Raw genomic sequence first — 17,679 nt, forward strand, 5'->3', positions numbered from 1 at the left:
CGACGAATCGGCGTACCCGGCTAACCGGTCGGCGGATCCGCACCCACACATAAAAAGTCCGATGTGTTTTTGGGAGTCGGCGGTCTGTTGGCGAACGATGCGCGTTCTCGTTACCGGCGGCGCCGGATTCATCGGAGGGCACCTCGCCGAGTCGTTCGCGAAAGCGGGACACGACGTGACGGTGCTCGACAACCTGGATCCCTACTACGACACCGGGATCAAGGAACGAACCATCGAGCTCGGCCGAGCGGCTGCAGCGGAGGGTGAAGGCGTCTACGCGCTCGTGGAGGGCGACGTTCGGGACGCGACCCTCGTCGACGAACTGGTCGGCGACGCGGACGTCGTCTACCACCAGGCGGCCCAGGCGGGCGTTCGAACGAGCGTCGACAACCCGCGCAAGCCCAACTCGATCAACGTCGACGGTACGTTGAACGTCCTCGATGCGGCCCGCGAGACCGACCTCGAGCGGGTCGTCCTCGCGAGTTCGTCGTCGGTGTACGGCAAACCGGAGTCCCTCCCCTACGACGAGGACCAGTCGACGAGGCCGGTCAGCCCGTACGGCGTCTCGAAGCTGGCCGCCGAACAGTACGCCCGGGTCTACGGCGAGGTGTACGGCCTCCCTACAGTTTCGCTGCGGTACTTCACCGTCTACGGCCCGCGGATGCGCCCCAACATGGCGATCTCGAACTTCGTCTCGCGCTGTCTGAACGGTGAGCCACCCGTCATCTACGGCGACGGCGCCCAGACGCGGGATTTCACGTACATCGACGACGTCGTCGGCGTCAACCGGCAGCTGCTGGACGACGATTCGGCCGACGGCGAGGTCGTAAACGTCGGCAGCACCGACACCGTCGACGTCCGGACGCTCGCGGAACTGGTTCGCGACGAGATCGATCCCTCGCTCGGTCTCGAGTACGGCGAGCGACGGACGGGCGACGCCGAGCACACCCACGCCGACGTCTCGAAGGCCCGCGAGCTGCTGGGGTACGAGCCGTCGACGTCGATCCGGGAGGGCGTCTCGCAGTTCATCGACTGGTACCGCCGGAACCGGGACTGGTACGAGCCGCTGGTGTTGGACTCCTGATCGGGCAGCGAAGCGGGTCGCGCCGCGTGGCCGGGATCGCTCCACGAGACGAAGGCGCACACGTTTTCGAGGAAAAGGTAAAGGGACGGACCGTCCCTTCCTGAGCCATGGCGAAGACGGCCGCAGCGTCCGTCGGCGCTGCACTCATCGTCGCGGGACTCGCCCCGACCACGTGGCTCGTCGATCCCGCCGTGGGTTACGTCATCTCCGGAGCCATCCTGCTGTCGATTTTCGCGCTCGGCGTCCTGTACGGACTCGAGGACGGCCGGCTGACCGGCGCCTCGCTCGAGCGGCCGATCGTCGCGCTCTTCGGCCTCTACTGGGTCGGACTGATCGTTCAGCTCGTTCTCACGGGTTCGACGTCGTTCGTCCCCTACATCCTTCTCATGCCCGTGGTCTGCGTTACGCTATGGTACGTTTGCCCTCCGTTGCTTCTCGCACACCCGAGGCAGTTCGTGGGCGGGCTCGTCGGCGCCGTCACCGCGCTCACCCTGCTCGGAATCGGCCTTCTCGGCCTCGAGACGGTCACCGCGGCGAACTTTCCGTGGACGGGCAACAGCGTCCTCGGTCGGCCAGGCTTTCGCGTCGCGTCGGTGTACGGTAACTCCAACGCCTTCGGGTTCGCGGCCGCGGTCGCGAGCCTCGGCGCGCTGTGGGCGTTCCTCGAGTCGCGGCGCCAACCCTGGGGCGCGGCGTTGCTCGTGACGCTGACGGGGCTCGTCCTGAGCGACGCGACGATGGCGCTGCTGTCGTTCGGGACGGGAACGGCCGTCCTGCTGTTCCTTCGCGCTCCGATAGCCGGACTCGCGTTCGCCGCCGTCGGGGCGGTCGCCGCGTCGGCGTTTCTCCTGACCGATCTCGGTGCGTCCTACCTCGCGCTCGTAATCGAACGCGGCGGCAGCGAACGCCTCGTGTTCTGGGGAGTCGCCCTTTCGCAGGCCGCCGAGAGTCCCCTCATCGGCGCCGGATTCGACGCCGGAGTTCCGACTCACAACTCGTTCGTCGCGATCGTGTTGAACGCGGGATACCCCGTGGGCGGCGTGTACGTCCTCGCGCTCGCCGGCGCGGTCGCATCGGCCCTGGGGAAGGTGCGGGCGCGGAACGATCCGTCGTGGAACGGGTTCGTTCTCGCCGCGTTGACGCTGCTCGCGTTGCAGATGCTGACCGAGTCGTTCACGCTCGGCGGGCTGTCCACGCCGTCGCTGATGCTCGCGACGTTCGTCGGGTTCGCGCTGATCGATCCGTCCGGGGAGACGACGATACCGCTCTCCCGGACGTTCGGCGGGACGCCCGACTCCGGCGGCGTCGATCAGTAGCCTTATTCCGCCCTGCTCGGAACGAACGCCGAGATGGCGCTCGCAGGGAAGATCGCGTCCGGACTCAAGGCCGACTTCGCCTCGCAGATCGTTCGGAACCTCTCGAGCGGCCTCCTGGTCGTCGTCCTCGCCCGTCTGCTGGAGCCCAACGAGTACGGGCTGTTGTACCTCGCGATCTCCGTCTTCGCGATCGCCACGGTGATCGGCCGGCTCGGACTCGGCAAGTCCGCCGCCCGCTACCTCACCGAGTACGAGGAGCGCGACGCCGGCCAGATCCCTCACATCGTCGAGACCGTCGCGCTCGCGCTCGCAGTTACCCTCGGGACCGTGACCGTCGCCCTGATCGCCGCTCGCGAACCGCTCGCGGCGCTTTTAGGCGAGCCCGGACTCGAGGAGCTGTTGCTGGTCGGCGCGCTGTACGTCGCGGGCCACGGGCTCGTCAACTCCGGGCGAAACCTCTGTCAGGGGTTCAAGGAGATCGAGTGGGCCGCGTACATCACGCTCGTCGAGGCGGTCGTCCGTCCTATCGTCGCGATCGGGCTCGTACTCGCCGGCCTCGGGGCGGTCGGCGCGCTCGTCGGCTACGTCGTCAGCTCGCTGCTCGCTGCCGCGCTGTTCGCGGCGGTCGTCTACAGGCTCTACGAGCGCGCGGAGCGGGGCGAGCTCGAGGCGGGGCTTCGCCGCCGAATCGCCGAGTACGCGCTCCCGATCACGCTGACCGAGAACGGAAGCACGATCATCAAGCGCGTCGACGTCGTCCTCATCGGGGCGTTCCTGACGCCGCTTGCGGTCAGCTACTACGTCGTCGCCAAACAGCTCCTGACGTTCGTCAAATCGCCCGCGAACTCGCTCGGCTTCGCGATCTCGCCGCGCTACAGCGAACAGCTCCAGCGGGGGAACCTCGAGACCGCCTCGCGGCTCTACGGCGAGGCGCTGACGGCCACGCTCGTGTTCTACGTCCCCGCGGCCGCCGGGCTGGCGATCGTCGCCGAGCCGACGCTCGCGCTCGTCTTCGGCCCCGAGTACGCCGGGGGTGCGATCGTCCTGCAGCTCCTGACGATCTACCTCGTCGCGCAGGCGGTCTCCTACGTCACCAGCGGCGGGCTCGACTACCTCGGCCGGGCGAAACACCGCGCGTACGCGAAGGGCGCGGCGGCGGTCGCGAACCTCCTGTTGAACCTCGCGCTCATCCCGACGATCGGGATCGCCGGCGCGGCGATCTCGACGGCGGGGACGTACGCGGCCTACGTCGCGGTGAACGTCTACCTCATCCACCTCGAGCTGGACCTCGACTGGCGGGCGATCGGCCGTCGCTGCGCCAAGGTCGGAGCCGTCACGGCCGTCATGTCGGCGGTCGTCCTGCCGTTCGCCACCGTGATCGACGGCGTCGTCTCGCTCGCGGCGGTCGTCGCGCTCGGGACGGCCGTCTGGCTCGGAGCGACGGTCTCGATCGGCCTGGTCGAACGACAGCAGCTCCGTTCGGCGGCGCCGTTCTGACCGCCTCGAGGGCGTCAGGTTCGCGCCAGGACGTCCCGCCACCGGATCGGGATTCGACCGACGTAGGTTAGCTCGGGGTGTTCGTCGAACGGGTTCGCCGCGTCACGGTGGGTCCGCCACCAGCGGTCGTGGACGGCGTTGATCCGGACCGGAATCGCCTCGAGTCCGACCAGTTGCGACGCCACGAGCCGGTGGAACCCACAGGAGTTGAAGATCAGCGCCCCGTCGCGGCCGACGTTGACGGCCACCTGGTCGTACCGGTCGGCGGTTCGTTCCGCCTGAGGGGCGTCACGCTCGAGTTCGATCCCCCGCTCCCGGATCGAGGCGAACAGCTCGTCGAGGTAGGCGCCGTACCCGGACGCCGCGTAGGAGCGGGCCTCGCGCTCGGGGTAGCCGGCCTCGCGCAGCGTCTCGACCGTGAGGTCCGCTCCGGCCAGGCGTCCGTCGTAGTACCCTCGCAGCAGCCGGTACTTCGGGCTCTCGGCCAGCGGCTTCGCCCGCAGGTCCCACTCCCCGGGCTCGATCCGGCCGGCCGAGCGGTACTTTCGCAACACGGTGTACTCGAGGTACGTCCGGATCTCGCGGGGATCGGCCCGACAGATCACGAACGGCGGGACGGTCGGTCCCGTAACCCGTCGCGGGAGGGCGTCTCGCAGCTTCAGCCGTAGCAGGGTCCTGTCGATCATGGGGCGAGCCACGTCGCACGCGGCGGTCACGGCTCGAGTAGCGATCCCAGCCGTATAGCTCTCGGTGGTCGAAACCGGCTCGAGCCCGCATCGAACGCCTCGCGGAAGCGACACGCTGAAGACGCCGAGGGAAATTTCACCGGTATGGCATCCGTCAGTGTAGTGATCCCGACCTACGAACGCCCCGCCTTCCTCGAGGGCGCCGTCGAAACTGCACTGGCCCAGACGTACGACGATCTCGAGGTGATCGTCGTCGACGACGGCTCCGAGACCGCCTACGCCGGGGCTATCGTCGACGACAACCCCGATCGAGTGATCGGAATCGAACACGAGGAAAACCGAGGACTCTCCGCGGCGCGGAACACGGGGATCGAGCAATCCTCAGGGGAGTACGTCGCCTTTCTGGACGACGACGACCGGTGGGACGAGACGAAGATCGAACGGCAGGTCCGACGCCTCGAGGCCGACGACCGGGTCGGCCTCGTCACCTGCCTCTCCGTGTCGGTAACCCCCGACGGGGAGGTTATCCACGTCGAACGCGACGCACCCACCGGCGACCTCTCGGAATCCATGTTGCGGAAGAACCTGCTCGGCTCGCCCTCCCGCGTACTCGTCCGTCGAACTGCACTCGAAGAGATCGACGGATTCGACGAGGACCTGCCGACGAAACAGGACTGGGACCTCTACATCCGGCTCTGTCAGCGCTGGCTCGTCGATGCCGTCGACGACCACCTCTGCTTTCGGACGTCCCACGAGAGCATGTCCAGTTCGCCCGAAGCCGTGACCCGCGATTATCGGGCCGTGCTCGAGAAACACGAGTCGCTGATCCGCGAGCGCGGCTACTGGGAGCCGGCGACGGCGGCGATCGCCGAGCGAGCGGGGCGGGCGTACCTGGATCACGACGAGCTCCGAAGCGCCCGTAGCGCTCTCAAGGCGGCACTCTCCGCGGAGCCGACGAAACGAAGGACGGCCCTATTAGCGCTTTCCTACACCCATCCCACGGTCGTTCGGTCGGCGATCGCCGCGACGCGATACCTGCGCTCGAGGCGCGACCCCAGCGGGTTCGAGTACGGGGAAGCCGTCGGGTCCGGGCCCGCGTAGCGCCGTTCGCACCGAAGCCTTTACCCGTCCGATCGGAAATCCCTCGAGCAATGGTTCGCGTCCTCGCCGTCCTCACGCACGTCAGACCGACGACCTTCTCCTACGAGCTCTCCGAGGCGCTGGCGGCGATCGACGGGATCGAGGTGACGATCGTCGCCTACTACGACGCCGCCGTCGAGGAGACGGCGATGGCGCCGGATTCGGCCGTCGGGTTCGTGCCGCTGAACGCGAGTTCGCGCCTCGATCCGGCCGCAATAGCCCACCTTCGATGGGTCCTGCGGACGAGGTCCTACGATGTCCTCCACACCCACCACAACTTCGTCGGCTCGCTGGCCCGACTGCTCGCCCCTCGCGGAACGAAGATCGTCGATACCGAACACGCCGACCACGAGCGTCACTACTCGCTCCCGCAGGTGCTGGTCAACGCCGCGACGCTCCCGCGCGCCGACCGGGTCGTTGCAAACTCGAGACGGACGCTCGAGTCGCTGTACTGGTTCGAACGACTCGGGCTCGACGGCGAGCAGTGCTCGGTGATCTACAACGGGATCGACGTCGATCGAATCGACCGCGTGCTCGCGGAGCCCCGCAGCTCTCGAGGGACCGAGGGGACGCGGATCACGACGGTCGGCCGGCTGAGCGAGACGAAGAACCAGTCGACGCTGCTCCGGGCGTTCGCGTCGCTCGCCGACGAGCACCCCGACAGCCGGCTGACGATCGTCGGCGACGGCCCCCTTCGCGAGGACCTCGAATCGCTCGCCGAGTCGCTGGGGGTCCGAGCGCGCGTCGAGTTCACGGGGTTCGTCGACCGCGAGGAGGTATACCGGATTCTCGCCGCGAGCGACCTCTACGTCCAGCCCTCGCTGTCGGAGGGCTTCTGCGTCGCCCTCGTCGAGGCGATGGCCTGTCGGCTTCCGGTCGTCGTCAGCGACGTTCCCGTCCTGCACGAGGTCGTCGGCGAGGCGGGCGCCTACGCGACCCCGACCGAACCCGCCGCATTCGCCGACCGCCTGCGACGGCTGCTCGCGGACGACGAGCTGCGGACGGAGTTCGCCGAGCGGGCGTCCGACCGCGCGCGAACCGAGTTCCCGCTCGAGCGAACCGCCGACGCCTACGCCGAGCTGTACCGGGAGCTGCTCGAGTCGTCGTAGGGATCGAACCGGAACCGCTTTTGGTCGAACGCGGGACGATCAGACCGTGACGGGGACGGCAGACGGCACGGCGACGGTGGAGTTCTTCGGCGTCCCGGGAGCGGGAAAGTCGACGATCGCCCGCCGACTGGCCGAGCGGCTGACGGCGACGGGGCGACCGGTCTCGGAGCCGACGTACGAGCTCGCCCACGAGGTCTCGAGCGCGCGACGGTACCTCGCCAAGAGCGGATACGCCGCGACCGGAACGCTCCGCCGACCCCGACGGGCGCTCGCGGCCGCTCGAGCGATCGCCGAAAGCGGCCAGCCCTCCCCTCGAGCGCTGGTGAAGACGGCGTTCAACTGGCTGTACGTGACCGGCGTGCTCGAGTCGCGGACGCCCGGAGAGCTGCAGGTGCTCGATCAGGGACTGGCACAGGCCGCGTGGTCGGTCGGCCTCGGCGCCGAACGGGATCGAACGGCCCCGCTGTGCGAGTTGGCCGTCGACGCGCTCTCGCGGTCGGGACCGGCGCTGGTCGTTATCGTCGACGTCGCGCCCGAGACGATCCGCGAACGGCTCGCGAGTCGCGCGGACGGCGACACGCGGGTCAGTCCGACGGGCGACGGTCACGGCGTCAGCGAGGCGTTCGAGCGAACGGAGCGAATCGAACGCTCGCTCGCGGACGCGGTCGCCGGCAGGCCGTCGGTCGACCTCCTCCGCGTCGACAACGAGTCGCGGGCCGACCTCGAGGACGCCGTCGCGACGGTTCTCGAGCGCCTCGAGAGCGAACGGCACGGAGCCGGAAGTCGTTAGTGAATCGATTTTTTAGCACACTGCGTGAAACTCGCGCTACGTCCCGCTCGAGCGACTTCTCCCGCGACTGAAATCGTGGGATTTCTCCTGTTATCCGCGTAATCCGGTCGGCTGTGGCTGCTCGAAAATAGGCTGTCCAGTATCTGTCGCTCCGAACGGCGGTTACGGGCCGGCAGTCGGCAGGAGTATCGCCAGCAGAAGGCTAGCACCGGCAATAACCCCGAGTCCGAGGAAGGCGCCGTCGAAGTACCCCCACTCCGCGACCGTCCCGACGATCAGCGGTCCCGTTGCCCCGAGTGCGATGTACCCCGTTCGGAGAAGACCGAGGCCGGTCCCCTTGACGCTCGCGGGCAGTTCGTTGACGAGGTACGTCTGGGTGAGCGGTGTCGCCCCGAGGAGCACGCTGGCGACCGTAGTGACCAGGAGGAGTGAGCCGAGGGTCTCGGCGAACGGAAGCGCGAGCAACACGACCGTCGAAACGGCAGCGACGATCAGTAGCATGGGCCGGTAGCCGAACCGATCACCGCCGGCCCCGGCGGCCGGTTGGACCGCGATGCCGACGACGAAGAACCAGCCGAAAAGCGCCGCGGCGGCGGTCGGCGATAGCCCCTTCATTTCGACGAGGTAGATCGGATAGAACCCGGTGAACCCCTGGTAGACGAAAAAAAGCACGAGGTGGACGCTCGTGATCAGCAGGATCAGTCGATCCGCGATCCCGTCGATCACGTCCCGGAACGTCGCCACCGACAGCGAATAGCCGTCCGTTGCCGCCGAGACTCGGCCGGGGACCGCCCAGAAGATCAGCACCGCAACGAGGAAAAACAGCGGAACTGTGATACCGAAGCCTACCCGCCAGGACAGCACCCCCGCGAGGACGCCGGCGACGACGGGGAGGGTAGCGTTGCCGGCCTCGCCGGCTGAAAGCGTCAGGCCGATGGCAGTGCCGTCCCGCCGCTCGTAGATCGCGGAGAGAATCGTGAACCGCGCGGGACCGAACAGCGCGGTCGAAAATCCAAAGATCCCGGTGGCCACGAACAGCATCGTCGGCGTCGTCGCGCCGGCAACGGCGGCGATCGCGATCCCCGAGCAGACGGTACTGATGACCAGCGCGTTCCCCTCGCCTAACAGGTCACCGACGATCCCACCGGGGAACTGTCCGAGCGCGTAGGCCGTCCAGAGCACCGTGACGAGCAACCCGAGAAGTGCCAGGTTGACCTCGAACGTCTCTCGAATAGACGGGAGGAGTGCGGGAAAGATCAATCGGACGCCCAGGGACAGAAACCATCCGCTGGCGACGCCGATCAGAATCCAGCCGCGGCCGCCGCTCCAGAGTTCGTCCGCGACGTCCCGAACGCTTCCGAGCCGGGTTCCGTGCACGCCTTACTACTCGACAATCGTCCGCTCTCTTAGTTGTTTGCTCGTGGACGGGATCGGGCGCTCTCACCCTCGAGGAGCGAACCGCGCCAGCGGTGAGCGAGTGAGGGTGGGAAGGACGTCACTGGTGGCTGATCTCCCGGAGCACGCTCGTCGTCCGTTCGACGGTCGACCGCCAGTCGTACGCCGATCCGAGCCCGCCGTCGCTTCGCGCGCTCGAGCGCGAGAGCTGCGTCTCGATCTCGTCGGCGAACGCCTCGACGTCGCCGACGGGGGCGACCGACCCGCCCTTGCCGATAACCGCCGCGACCTGCTCGAGGTCCGAGCAGACGACGCGAACGTCCGAGGCCATCGCCTCGAGGACGGTTCTGGGGACGCCCTCCGTCCGACTCGGGAGGACGAGCACGTCCGCCGACCGGTAGACGCGGGGCATCTCCTCGTAGGGGAGATGGCCCAGAAACTCGACGCCGTTGCCCAGCCAGTCGCCGGCTCGCTCCTCGAGCCGGTCGCGGAGCGGTCCCTCGCCGCAGAAGTACAGCGTCACGTCAGGGTAGGCCTCGCGCACGCGCTCGACGGCCGCCAGGGCGTCCTGGGGTCGCTTCCCCTCGACCAGCCGGCCGACGAACAGTACGACGGGACCCGACGACTCGAGCAGGTCGCTTTCGGGACCCTCAGGCCGGAACCGTTCGGTGTCGATCCCGTTCGGGACGACCTCGATCGGCGTTCGGACGCCGAACTCGCGGAGCTGGCGCTCGCCGACGTCGGTGTAACAGAACGCGACGTCGGCCTGCTCGAACGTCCACCGGCCGACGGTCTTCAGGTACCACTCGAACACCCGTTCGGGTGCCGTCTGGGAGTACAGCCCGTGGTTCGTGATCGCCAGCGGCGTCTCCCCGAGCCGACGCTTCAGCGCCGCCAGGTTCGTCGAGAAGTACAGGTGCGAGTGGGCGTGGACGACGTCGAACCCGCGGGCGTCGCGCAGGTACCGTGCGACGCCGACCGAGAGGTCGTTGCCCAGCGGGCTGACCGTCGGATCGTAGCGAACGACGGTGTACCCGTCTCGCTCCTCTAAGTGGGGGCGTTCGGGGTCGCGTCGCACCGTCAGGACCGTAACGTCGTGGCCCATCGCGGCCTGATCCCGGCTCATCGCGTGGACGTGGTAGGCGCCGCCGCCGTTGACGTCGGGATAGCTCTTCTGTGCCACTCGAAGGATCCGCATCGGCCGATCCGCGTCGGGTAGTTCGAGCGACATTCCTGAATCCACTCAGTCGTTCTCCGCGAGCCGCGAGAGCCCCTCCTCGAGGCCTACCGTGGGTTCGTAGCCGAGTTCGGTTCGGATCTTCGAAATCGCTGCCTGACTGTGTTCGATGTCGCCGGGTCGAGGATCCCCGTGAACGATCTCCGAGTTCGAGCCGACGACCTCGCGGATCGTCTCGGCGAGTTCCCGAATCGTCACCGACGAGCCGGTGCCGACGTTGAACGACTCGCCGACGGCGTCGGTCGTCGCCGCGAGCAGGTTTGCCTGCACGACGTCCGAGATGTGGACGAAGTCCCGCGTCTGGGCGCCGTCGCCGTCGATCGTGATGGGTTCGTCGGCCCGGGCCTGCTCGAGAAAGATGCTGATGACGGCGCTGTAGTCGCCGCCGACCTGTCTCGGGCCGTAGACGTTGAAGTATCGCAGGCTGACGGTCTCGAGGCCGTATAGCTCGTGGTAGAGCCGCGCGTACTCGTCGGCGGTCGCCTTCTCCAGCCCGTACGGCGAACTCGGTTCCGTCGGGTGGTCCTCGTCGATCGGCGTGTACTCGGGGTGGCCGTAGATCGCCGCACTCGAGGCCAGGACGAGCCGGGCGTCCTCGGCGCGAGCCCGCTCGAGCAGCGTCAGCGTCCCGTCGACGTTGACCGCGTGGCTCTCCACGGGGTCGTCGACCGACCGCTCGACGCTGACGAGGGCCGCCTCGTGGAAGACGAGATCGATCCCGTCGGTCGCCCGCGCCACGGCGTCGTCGTCTCGGAGGTCGCCCTCGACGAGGGTCACGCCCTCCGGAACGCGGTCACGGCGGCCACTCGAGAGGCTATCGAGCACGCGAACGTCGTTCTCGTCGGCGAGCGCGTCGACGAGATGGCTGCCGATAAACCCCGCCCCGCCCGTTACCAGAATCGTCTCTCCCGTCGGCGGCTCCGGTCGTTGACCTGACATCAGCTGCTACTCGACTCTTCGTCACCGCCCTTAGTTAAGCGTTCAGACAACAGCTCGACGACGTCCACCGCGACCGACCAGATCTGGTAGGCGACGAGTTTGATATCCAGCCACAGCGACTGCTGGCGCACGTACTCGAGGTCGTACTCGAGTTTCTTCGCGGGTTCGAACCCCGTCACGTCGTTGATCTGTGCAATACCGGTGAGTCCCGGTTTGACGAACCAGCGCTTCGACCAGTCGATGCCGTCGGCTTCGATCTCCCGGTCGATCTCGGGGCGCTCGGGTCGCGGACCGACGACGCTCATCTCGCCGCTGAGAATCGAAAACAGCTGTGGGATCTCGTCGAGGTGAGTCTTCCGGAGGACTCGACCGACCCCGGTGACGCGGGGATCGACGCCGCCGGCGTCCTCGTCGCTCAACTTGGCACCGTCGCTTTCGGCGTCGGTGACCATACTCCGGAACTTCGAGAGGGTGAACGTCCGCCCCAGCGTCGACGTTCTGACCTGGTTGTAGAGGACGGGACCGGGAGAGTCGAGCTTGACCGCCACCGCGACGAGCAGAATTATCGGCGCCAGTACGAGCAGTCCCACCGTTGCGAAGGTCAGATCGAACGCTCGCTTCGTTAGCCGTCCGTACCACGGCCACGGCTGGGTGTCGACGCGCACCAACGCGTCGCCGACGGATTCGTCCTCGAGGACACGGTCGGCGAGCGAGTCGTGGACGAGCGCGTCGACACCCTGTTCCCGGCACGTCCGCAGGACGCCGAAACACTCCTCGCGGTCGCCGTGAGCGAACGCGAGCACGACGGTGTCGACGTCGCGCTCCCGGACGACTCGCTCGAGTCGCGAAAGCCCGCCGAGGCGCTTGGTTCCGGCGATCAGCTCGAGTCGGTTGAGCTGGGCATCCGTCCGGAGGCCGCCGTCGGTTCTAAGAACCTGTTCGTCGTCGGGACGTCGATCCGGTACCGAGTCGCCGGGATACGACATCTCGATCGACTGCTCGGTCAGTACCGGTGAGAGGAAGCCGAGGGGCGAAACGGGAAGCGAGAGGACCGAGGATTTGATCAGCGTGGGCTCGTCGCCGACGATCAGGACGCGCTCGGGGCGGTCACGACGACGACAGTGTGCGTACCAGGCAGGAAGCGCGAGTGCGAGGATGGTACCGGAGACGAGCGTCGTCGAAACCGCGGGAGCGAGAGGAACGCCAGTGACCGCGAGGGCGATGAGAACGAGGCAGGCGATACCGATCTGTCGCCAGCTCTCAGAAAGCACCGTCGTTACCGAGCGTGGTCGGGAGACGTACAGCGGGGTCAACGCGACGCTGACGACCCCACCGACGAGTGCCGCGGCGAGAAGGCTCTCCCCGAGCGTCGTCGGCACACCGGTGAGGATACCCGCGACGAACCCCGCCGCGAGTGCGAGCAGCAGCGTCCCTGTGGCTGCGGCGCCGCGATATCCCCAGCGTAGTAACATTCAACATATTCTCTCCCTCAGACGCCGTATTAAAGCTTGTGAGACGGTGTAAGGTTAGTATACGACTATTTCAGGATAATCGACTAATAGTAATCCGTTGCTACCTATCAGACGGTTATGACAGATCTAACGGTCGATCGTCGCCGGCTGACGGGACGGCAAGCGATCCAGAATTTTCGGGATCCGGTCGCGGACAGCGGAACGGATAACTAACCGACGGCTATCGCCCTCCCATCAAAGTTCGCCACAACGAACGCGACCTGAGCCGGCGGGTCACGGACAGTTTCGGCGTCCACAACGTCCCGTTTCTCGGTTATGTGACTATTACTAACCAGCTCCTCGAACGAAGGGGACACCATGAATCGACGGAAAATTCTTCTCGGAGCCGGCGCCGCACTCACGACGACGATAGCCGGGTGCGGAAGCGCGGACGGAGAGGAGCCGGACGAACCGGACGACGCCGACGAGATGGACGACACACTCGAGGACGAGAACGACGACGCCGACGACACACCGGCCGACGAGCTTCCCGGGGAGGACGGCGAAGACGATGAGGATGAGGACGAGAACGACGACCCAGTCGAGGACCGGATTCCCGGATTCGAAGGCGACTCGTTTACCGTCGACAGTGACGAGGTCTCGCTCGAGGAGGTGACCCGCGACGGCGAGACGGTTACCGTTCGGATGGAGGCACACACCCTCGACCAGGAGGCGCTCGAGGACGACCTCGAGGACGCCGGTCGGGCGTTCGTCGGGGCCATCGACGACGTCGACGAGTTTACCGGCACCGTCTCGACCGTCGAGTGGGACGTCGAGCACGGCGGGACGGGCCTCGCCGACTTCTACATCGAATCCGAGTGGCTCGAAGCCTACGAAGCGGACGAACTCTCGGAGGACGAACTCCTCGATCGTATCATCGAGACTGGATCGATGGACTAAGCTTCCGAGGAAGCAGAAGCTGAGACTGCGTCGTCCAATGCATACGATATGCATCTCTCTCGCCGCTTCGTTTCAGAGGCCCTCACTGGAATAGCCGGCACGGAGAAGTGCTCACTCCACACTGTGGCACGAGTCGCCGAGACGATACGCTCGGCACACAGCAATTGACCTCCTCCCGAGCCTGAAGACGTCCCCAGAACGCTTCGCGTTCTGGTGTGCGAACGAGACGCGTCGCGTCTCGTTACCGCGGGAATCCCGCCACGGGATTTCAGGCCGGTCGTGACCCTGTAGTTTCAAGACGCATACGTTCCAAGCGGCTTTTGCTGGGGAGCATCGTCCCCAGGAATCGAAAATTTCTGGTGTGCGAAGGACTCGCTGCACGATTCGTTGACGGCTTGGGGTGGTAATTGACGTTGACGGCTTGGAGTGGTAATTGAGGTTGTAGGTCGCGTGCGTGTGGTCTTCATCCGTGTTGTACACTATGGTTCGTCGGCGTCATAGTACTCCGATGAAGCATGGGAAATCCAGTAATGGTGGGACTCGTAGATTGGCTTACTATGCCTACCGCTTGACCTCCGCCTAAAAACGAGGTATGCACTATGGTTTGTAACAGGGGAAGATTTCCTAACTCCGATCGACGAAGTTTGACAGTAGATGAGCTCCGTTATCACTCCCAAAAATGCGCCGGCGAGCGCCGACGGAGCTGTCCCCGAACGAAGGGTTTGAGTGGCGGAACACCGATTCCTACCTCTTCAATTTCGACGGCATCAAACGCGTCGTGACCAGCAAACGCCGCGACCGTGTCTCTCGTCAGTTGACACCCACCGATCGCTCGCTTCCAGGCGGGATTGATTGCGCTCTGAACCTTCCCCTGGAGACCATCGTCGTGGACGTGTTCGAGAAACCGAAACTCACCGCCCGGTCGAAGGACTCGAGCAACTTCGTCGAGGGCAGCACCGACGTCCTGAATCGTACAGAACACGATCCCTGCGATGACAGTGTCGAACGAGTCATCCTCGTAGGGAAGCGACTCAGCTCTGGCTTTTTCGAGCTTGATGTCTAGATCGAGAGGTTCAGCCTTCTTTTTGGCCTGTTTCAGCATGTGCGGATCCGGCTCGATCGCACAAAAGGTCGCATTGGAACGATCTGTTGCGTCCTCGAAATAGGAAAACATGGTTCCAGTGCCCGCTCCAAGATCGAGGACGTCGCCACTAAGATTGCGAACGAGATATCGGCGATGTGGCTCGAGCATCGTCTCCTCGGGCATCGCCGTATCATACACTGCAGCGAAAAGTGGGTGCGTTATCTCATTATCTGACATATGAAGAACATTCACCCGTTGGTGGATATCCGTGGCCGTTGAATGAGCAAGTTCGATACTCGATTCGTGAGATGTGTCATGGGGCGTACAGCGGCTCATTGATCGAGTATCGGAGACGGATGCGTTCGACCGGGCTGGACTCGTTGCGATCGATACGACAGAGGCAGAGCCGTTCACAGGCGATCGGACTGGTCACGAGGAGGAAATTCTCGGCACGAAAGACGGCGAGTACGAACAGACACCACTCTTGAGCTACCCACGACTAAAGTCGTGGGATTCAGCGTGGACTCCCGTTCTGGCCGATTTGGTTCGAGAGACCGAAGGCCTCTCGTCATCACGAGGCGGCTTCGCCGTCTCGAACGACCTCGGCAGGAGAATAGCCTCCATTCACGTTCATCATCCCGCTGTTCAAGCGCACGCCCAAGGGTGCGCCTCCGCCAGACCCAGTTTGGTTCCGACGGAGATGCCGTAAGCCGATGTTTTTCGCGGCGTTGTAATCCGCGTGATTCTCGTACCCGCACTTCAGACATTCGAACTTCTCGCCGTTGCGGTTGTCAGGGTGCGTGAAACCACAGTGAGAGCAACGGCGCGACGTGTTCTCGGGGTCAACCTGCTCCACGTCGATGTCGTATTCTTCGGCTTTGTACTCGACGTACTCGTACAAGCGGTCGAAGGCCCACTTGTGACCCCACGACGCGCCAGTCCGTTTACGAATGTCGGTCAAATCCTCGAACGCGATGACTGTACACTCGTTCTTACGAGCTTCCGAAACGAGGTCATTGGCTATTCGGTGCATCATCAATTTGAACCGACCTTCTTCCTTCCGACCGACGGACTGTATGTTCTCGTGCGCCCAGCGCGTCCCGCATTGTTGGAGCGAGCCACGACGCTTCTCGTACTCGCGCCGCCAGTGGTCGAACTCATCACCCGTCCAGAACGTGCCCGTCGAGGCGACGGCAAGGTTGTTCACGCCGAGGTCAACCCCGAGAACCGTTCTGTTCTCGGTAGCTGCCTGTTCCGACGTGTCAGACTCCACTTCCTTCTTGCAGTGGACGTGAAGAATCCAGTTGCCGTCACTGTAGTGTAGTTCCGCACCCGTCGTTTCATACTCGTCTGAAAACAGGTACTCCGAATGCGGTGTGTCACTATCCTCGTCGGGTAGGAGGTAGTCGGTTTCGATTCGACCGTCTGTGGTAGCGAGGCTTACGTAGTCGTCGTGGAATGTGGCGGTGCGATGATCGTAGACGACGTGTGGGCTGGTGAACTCGGGTTTGGACGCTTTCTTGCCCTGTTTCCATCGTGCGACGACACTTTTGCAGGCTTCCGCTGCTTTGTTCCGAGCGGCTTGCACCAGCCCACCGTTGAAATCGTCGGTTTTCTCTCGCACATTGTCATAGGTTTCGTCGTCCAGCGTGGTTTTGCTGGTGGTAACGTACTCACCTTTGAAAGCGTAGTCTACGACGTACTGGGCGCACCACAGGAAGGTGTCTACGGTATCTTCGAGGAGTACGGCGTCGGCGCTGTCCACGTCGAGTACAACGGGGACGGTACGCCGCACCTCCATATGTTATATGTAGGGAGTGAGATACTTATTGGTTGGGAGTCGGGCTGCTGCTGGAGCGTGGTTTGATTCAGCAGTGACGGATTCATCCCACGGCTAAAGCCGTGGGTTTTCTCCTGTATATCGTATAACGGCGGAGAATACGCTCACGCTGTTGAAGAAGGAGACTGGAATCGGGTGAAGAGCCGCTCTACCCGCGCGGAGGAGTCGTTTACTAAGTGACGACACTGAAGAAAGTATCGGAGATCGCCGAACCTGTTTCTGGTTAATATGATTAGCGGCTGCGGAGGAATCTAACGTATCGTCGCTATACTGGTGTGTCCGAACTCGCGCTACAGGCCTGCCAAACGGCTCGTAGTCTCATCTTTCGGAGGAATCGAGCAGTAAATGGTATACCGCAATACAAAACCGCGGCGAACGCCGATCCCCGTGGATCGATCCCGATGTGCCCCGGCTCGAGGTGGTCTTCGGCTTCGCGGTGCTGATTACGCTGGCGTTCGCGACGATCAGCCTCGTCGCCGCTATCGACGGATGTGTCGTGGGTCTCGCGGTACGACTCGTCGTCGACCACGTTCGCCGGAGACGCGCCGGGCGCACCGAGTCCGAAGGCAAGTAGACGCGACGAATGTCGGCCGATAGAGTCCCGCGAGCGGAACGAGTCGACCGATTCGTCCAGGCGGCGGTCGGCCGCGACGCCCGTTTCGCGTCGGGGCCGTCTCGACGAGCGGACCGCGGTTGCCGTCGAGTGTCACTCGCCGACAGCTACCGATGCCTCACTCCTCCCACGCGCTGGGAGCGATACCGAGGACCTGAACGACGGGCCGGTACAGAAAGACGAGGACGAAGATGATCGCGAGATCGACCCAGAAGCCGACGTCACCGACGAGAGTTCGCACGACCCCGAGCACGAGAAACACCAGCAGGAGCATCGCGAGGTAGTGCGGGACGAGCTCGAGCAACCGGTCCGTGTCCATAGCAGGCGTTCGACGACGGCGACTATAGGCGTACTGGGTGGCCGGCTCCGTCTCGAGACCGCTGGCGGGTCCAGGGCGCTCGGTGCGCGAACGCGGTTGGCTCGAAGTCGATCATTCCGCGTGGCCGATCACAAGTTTATAAAACTTAACTACTATTGTTGTATCTTTCCTTTGAGATAGGCTATTCAGCCTAATAGCGCTATCTTATTTAATAAATAT

At 64.7% G+C, this 17,679-nt stretch carries 16 protein-coding genes; 8 read left to right on the forward strand and 8 right to left on the reverse strand.

Annotated features, from left to right (window positions below; translation table 11 throughout):
* Nucleotides 1–97: 97 nt before the first annotated feature.
* From ACFEMD_RS05550 to ACFEMD_RS05560, 3 genes are all read left to right on the forward strand, one after another.
* A complete protein-coding gene (locus tag ACFEMD_RS05550) occupies nt 98–1,084 on the forward strand; it encodes a GDP-mannose 4,6-dehydratase (RefSeq protein ID WP_394739965.1) in 987 nt (328 codons plus the stop codon).
* Nucleotides 1,085–1,191: 107 nt separating this feature from the next.
* Entirely contained in the window at nt 1,192–2,400 is a 1,209-nt protein-coding gene (locus tag ACFEMD_RS05555; RefSeq protein ID WP_394739966.1) for a hypothetical protein, read from the forward strand.
* Nucleotides 2,401–2,433: 33 nt separating this feature from the next.
* A complete protein-coding gene (locus tag ACFEMD_RS05560; protein ID WP_394739967.1) occupies nt 2,434–3,897 on the forward strand; it encodes a flippase in 1,464 nt (487 codons plus the stop codon).
* A 14-nt stretch (nt 3,898–3,911) separates the two neighbouring features.
* Here the strand turns inward: ACFEMD_RS05560 and ACFEMD_RS05565 are convergent, their stop codons facing one another.
* Nucleotides 3,912–4,583 carry a hypothetical protein gene (locus ACFEMD_RS05565; protein WP_394739968.1) on the reverse strand — a complete coding sequence of 224 codons (672 nt, stop codon included), beginning with the start codon at nt 4,581–4,583 and terminating at the stop codon, nt 3,912–3,914.
* A 144-nt stretch (nt 4,584–4,727) separates the two neighbouring features.
* Here ACFEMD_RS05565 and ACFEMD_RS05570 point away from each other — a divergent pair, with 144 nt between their 5' ends.
* From ACFEMD_RS05570 to ACFEMD_RS05580, 3 genes are read left to right on the forward strand one after another with little or no spacing between them, the layout of a single operon-like run.
* Complete coding sequence (locus ACFEMD_RS05570; protein WP_394739969.1) at nt 4,728–5,684, forward strand: glycosyltransferase family 2 protein; 957 nt, start codon at nt 4,728–4,730, stop codon at nt 5,682–5,684.
* Nucleotides 5,685–5,734: 50 nt separating this feature from the next.
* Nucleotides 5,735–6,832, forward strand: a complete 1,098-nt coding sequence (locus ACFEMD_RS05575) for a glycosyltransferase (protein WP_394739970.1) — start codon at nt 5,735–5,737, stop codon at nt 6,830–6,832.
* A 46-nt stretch (nt 6,833–6,878) separates the two neighbouring features.
* Nucleotides 6,879–7,622, forward strand: coding sequence for an AAA family ATPase (locus ACFEMD_RS05580; RefSeq protein WP_394739971.1), 744 nt, complete (start codon nt 6,879–6,881; stop codon nt 7,620–7,622).
* 162 nt (nt 7,623–7,784) lie between these two features.
* Here the strand turns inward: ACFEMD_RS05580 and ACFEMD_RS05585 are convergent, their stop codons facing one another.
* The 4 genes from ACFEMD_RS05585 to ACFEMD_RS05600 form a co-directional block, all read right to left on the reverse strand.
* Nucleotides 7,785–8,999 carry an MFS transporter gene (locus tag ACFEMD_RS05585; RefSeq protein WP_394739972.1) on the reverse strand — a complete coding sequence of 405 codons (1,215 nt, stop codon included), beginning with the start codon at nt 8,997–8,999 and terminating at the stop codon, nt 7,785–7,787.
* 118 nt (nt 9,000–9,117) lie between these two features.
* Nucleotides 9,118–10,215, reverse strand: a complete 1,098-nt coding sequence (locus ACFEMD_RS05590; RefSeq protein ID WP_394740498.1) for a glycosyltransferase family 4 protein — start codon at nt 10,213–10,215, stop codon at nt 9,118–9,120.
* A 45-nt stretch (nt 10,216–10,260) separates the two neighbouring features.
* Complete coding sequence (locus ACFEMD_RS05595; protein WP_394739973.1) at nt 10,261–11,193, reverse strand: SDR family oxidoreductase; 933 nt, start codon at nt 11,191–11,193, stop codon at nt 10,261–10,263.
* A complete protein-coding gene (locus ACFEMD_RS05600; RefSeq protein ID WP_394739974.1) occupies nt 11,193–12,665 on the reverse strand; it encodes a sugar transferase in 1,473 nt (490 codons plus the stop codon). The genes ACFEMD_RS05595 and ACFEMD_RS05600 overlap by 1 nt, the downstream gene beginning before the upstream one ends.
* Nucleotides 12,666–13,022: 357 nt before the next feature.
* Here ACFEMD_RS05600 and ACFEMD_RS05605 point away from each other — a divergent pair, with 357 nt between their 5' ends.
* On the forward strand, nt 13,023–13,604 hold the full coding sequence (locus ACFEMD_RS05605) for a hypothetical protein (protein ID WP_394739975.1): 582 nt from the start codon (nt 13,023–13,025) through the stop codon (nt 13,602–13,604).
* A gap of 667 nt (nt 13,605–14,271) precedes the next feature.
* On the opposite strand, the gene ACFEMD_RS05610 is transcribed toward ACFEMD_RS05605, so the two are convergent.
* Together ACFEMD_RS05610 and ACFEMD_RS05620 are read right to left on the reverse strand one after the other, a co-directional pair.
* On the reverse strand, nt 14,272–14,925 hold the full coding sequence (locus ACFEMD_RS05610; RefSeq protein WP_394739976.1) for a class I SAM-dependent methyltransferase: 654 nt from the start codon (nt 14,923–14,925) through the stop codon (nt 14,272–14,274).
* Nucleotides 14,926–15,259: 334 nt separating this feature from the next.
* Entirely contained in the window at nt 15,260–16,489 is a 1,230-nt protein-coding gene (locus tag ACFEMD_RS05620) for an RNA-guided endonuclease InsQ/TnpB family protein (protein ID WP_394739977.1), read from the reverse strand.
* 442 nt (nt 16,490–16,931) lie between these two features.
* On the opposite strand from ACFEMD_RS05620, the gene ACFEMD_RS05625 reads away from it, so the two are divergent.
* Nucleotides 16,932–17,102 (forward strand): hypothetical protein, encoded by a 171-nt coding sequence (locus ACFEMD_RS05625; protein WP_394739978.1) that lies wholly within the window; start codon nt 16,932–16,934, stop codon nt 17,100–17,102.
* 157 nt (nt 17,103–17,259) lie between these two features.
* Here ACFEMD_RS05625 and ACFEMD_RS05630 read toward each other — a convergent pair whose 3' ends face one another.
* Nucleotides 17,260–17,460, reverse strand: coding sequence for a hypothetical protein (locus tag ACFEMD_RS05630; protein WP_394739979.1), 201 nt, complete (start codon nt 17,458–17,460; stop codon nt 17,260–17,262).
* Nucleotides 17,461–17,679: the final 219 nt, after the last annotated feature.

The organism is Natronococcus roseus, from assembly GCF_043677095.1.
Classification (GTDB): Archaea; Halobacteriota; Halobacteria; order Halobacteriales; family Natrialbaceae; genus Natronococcus; species Natronococcus roseus.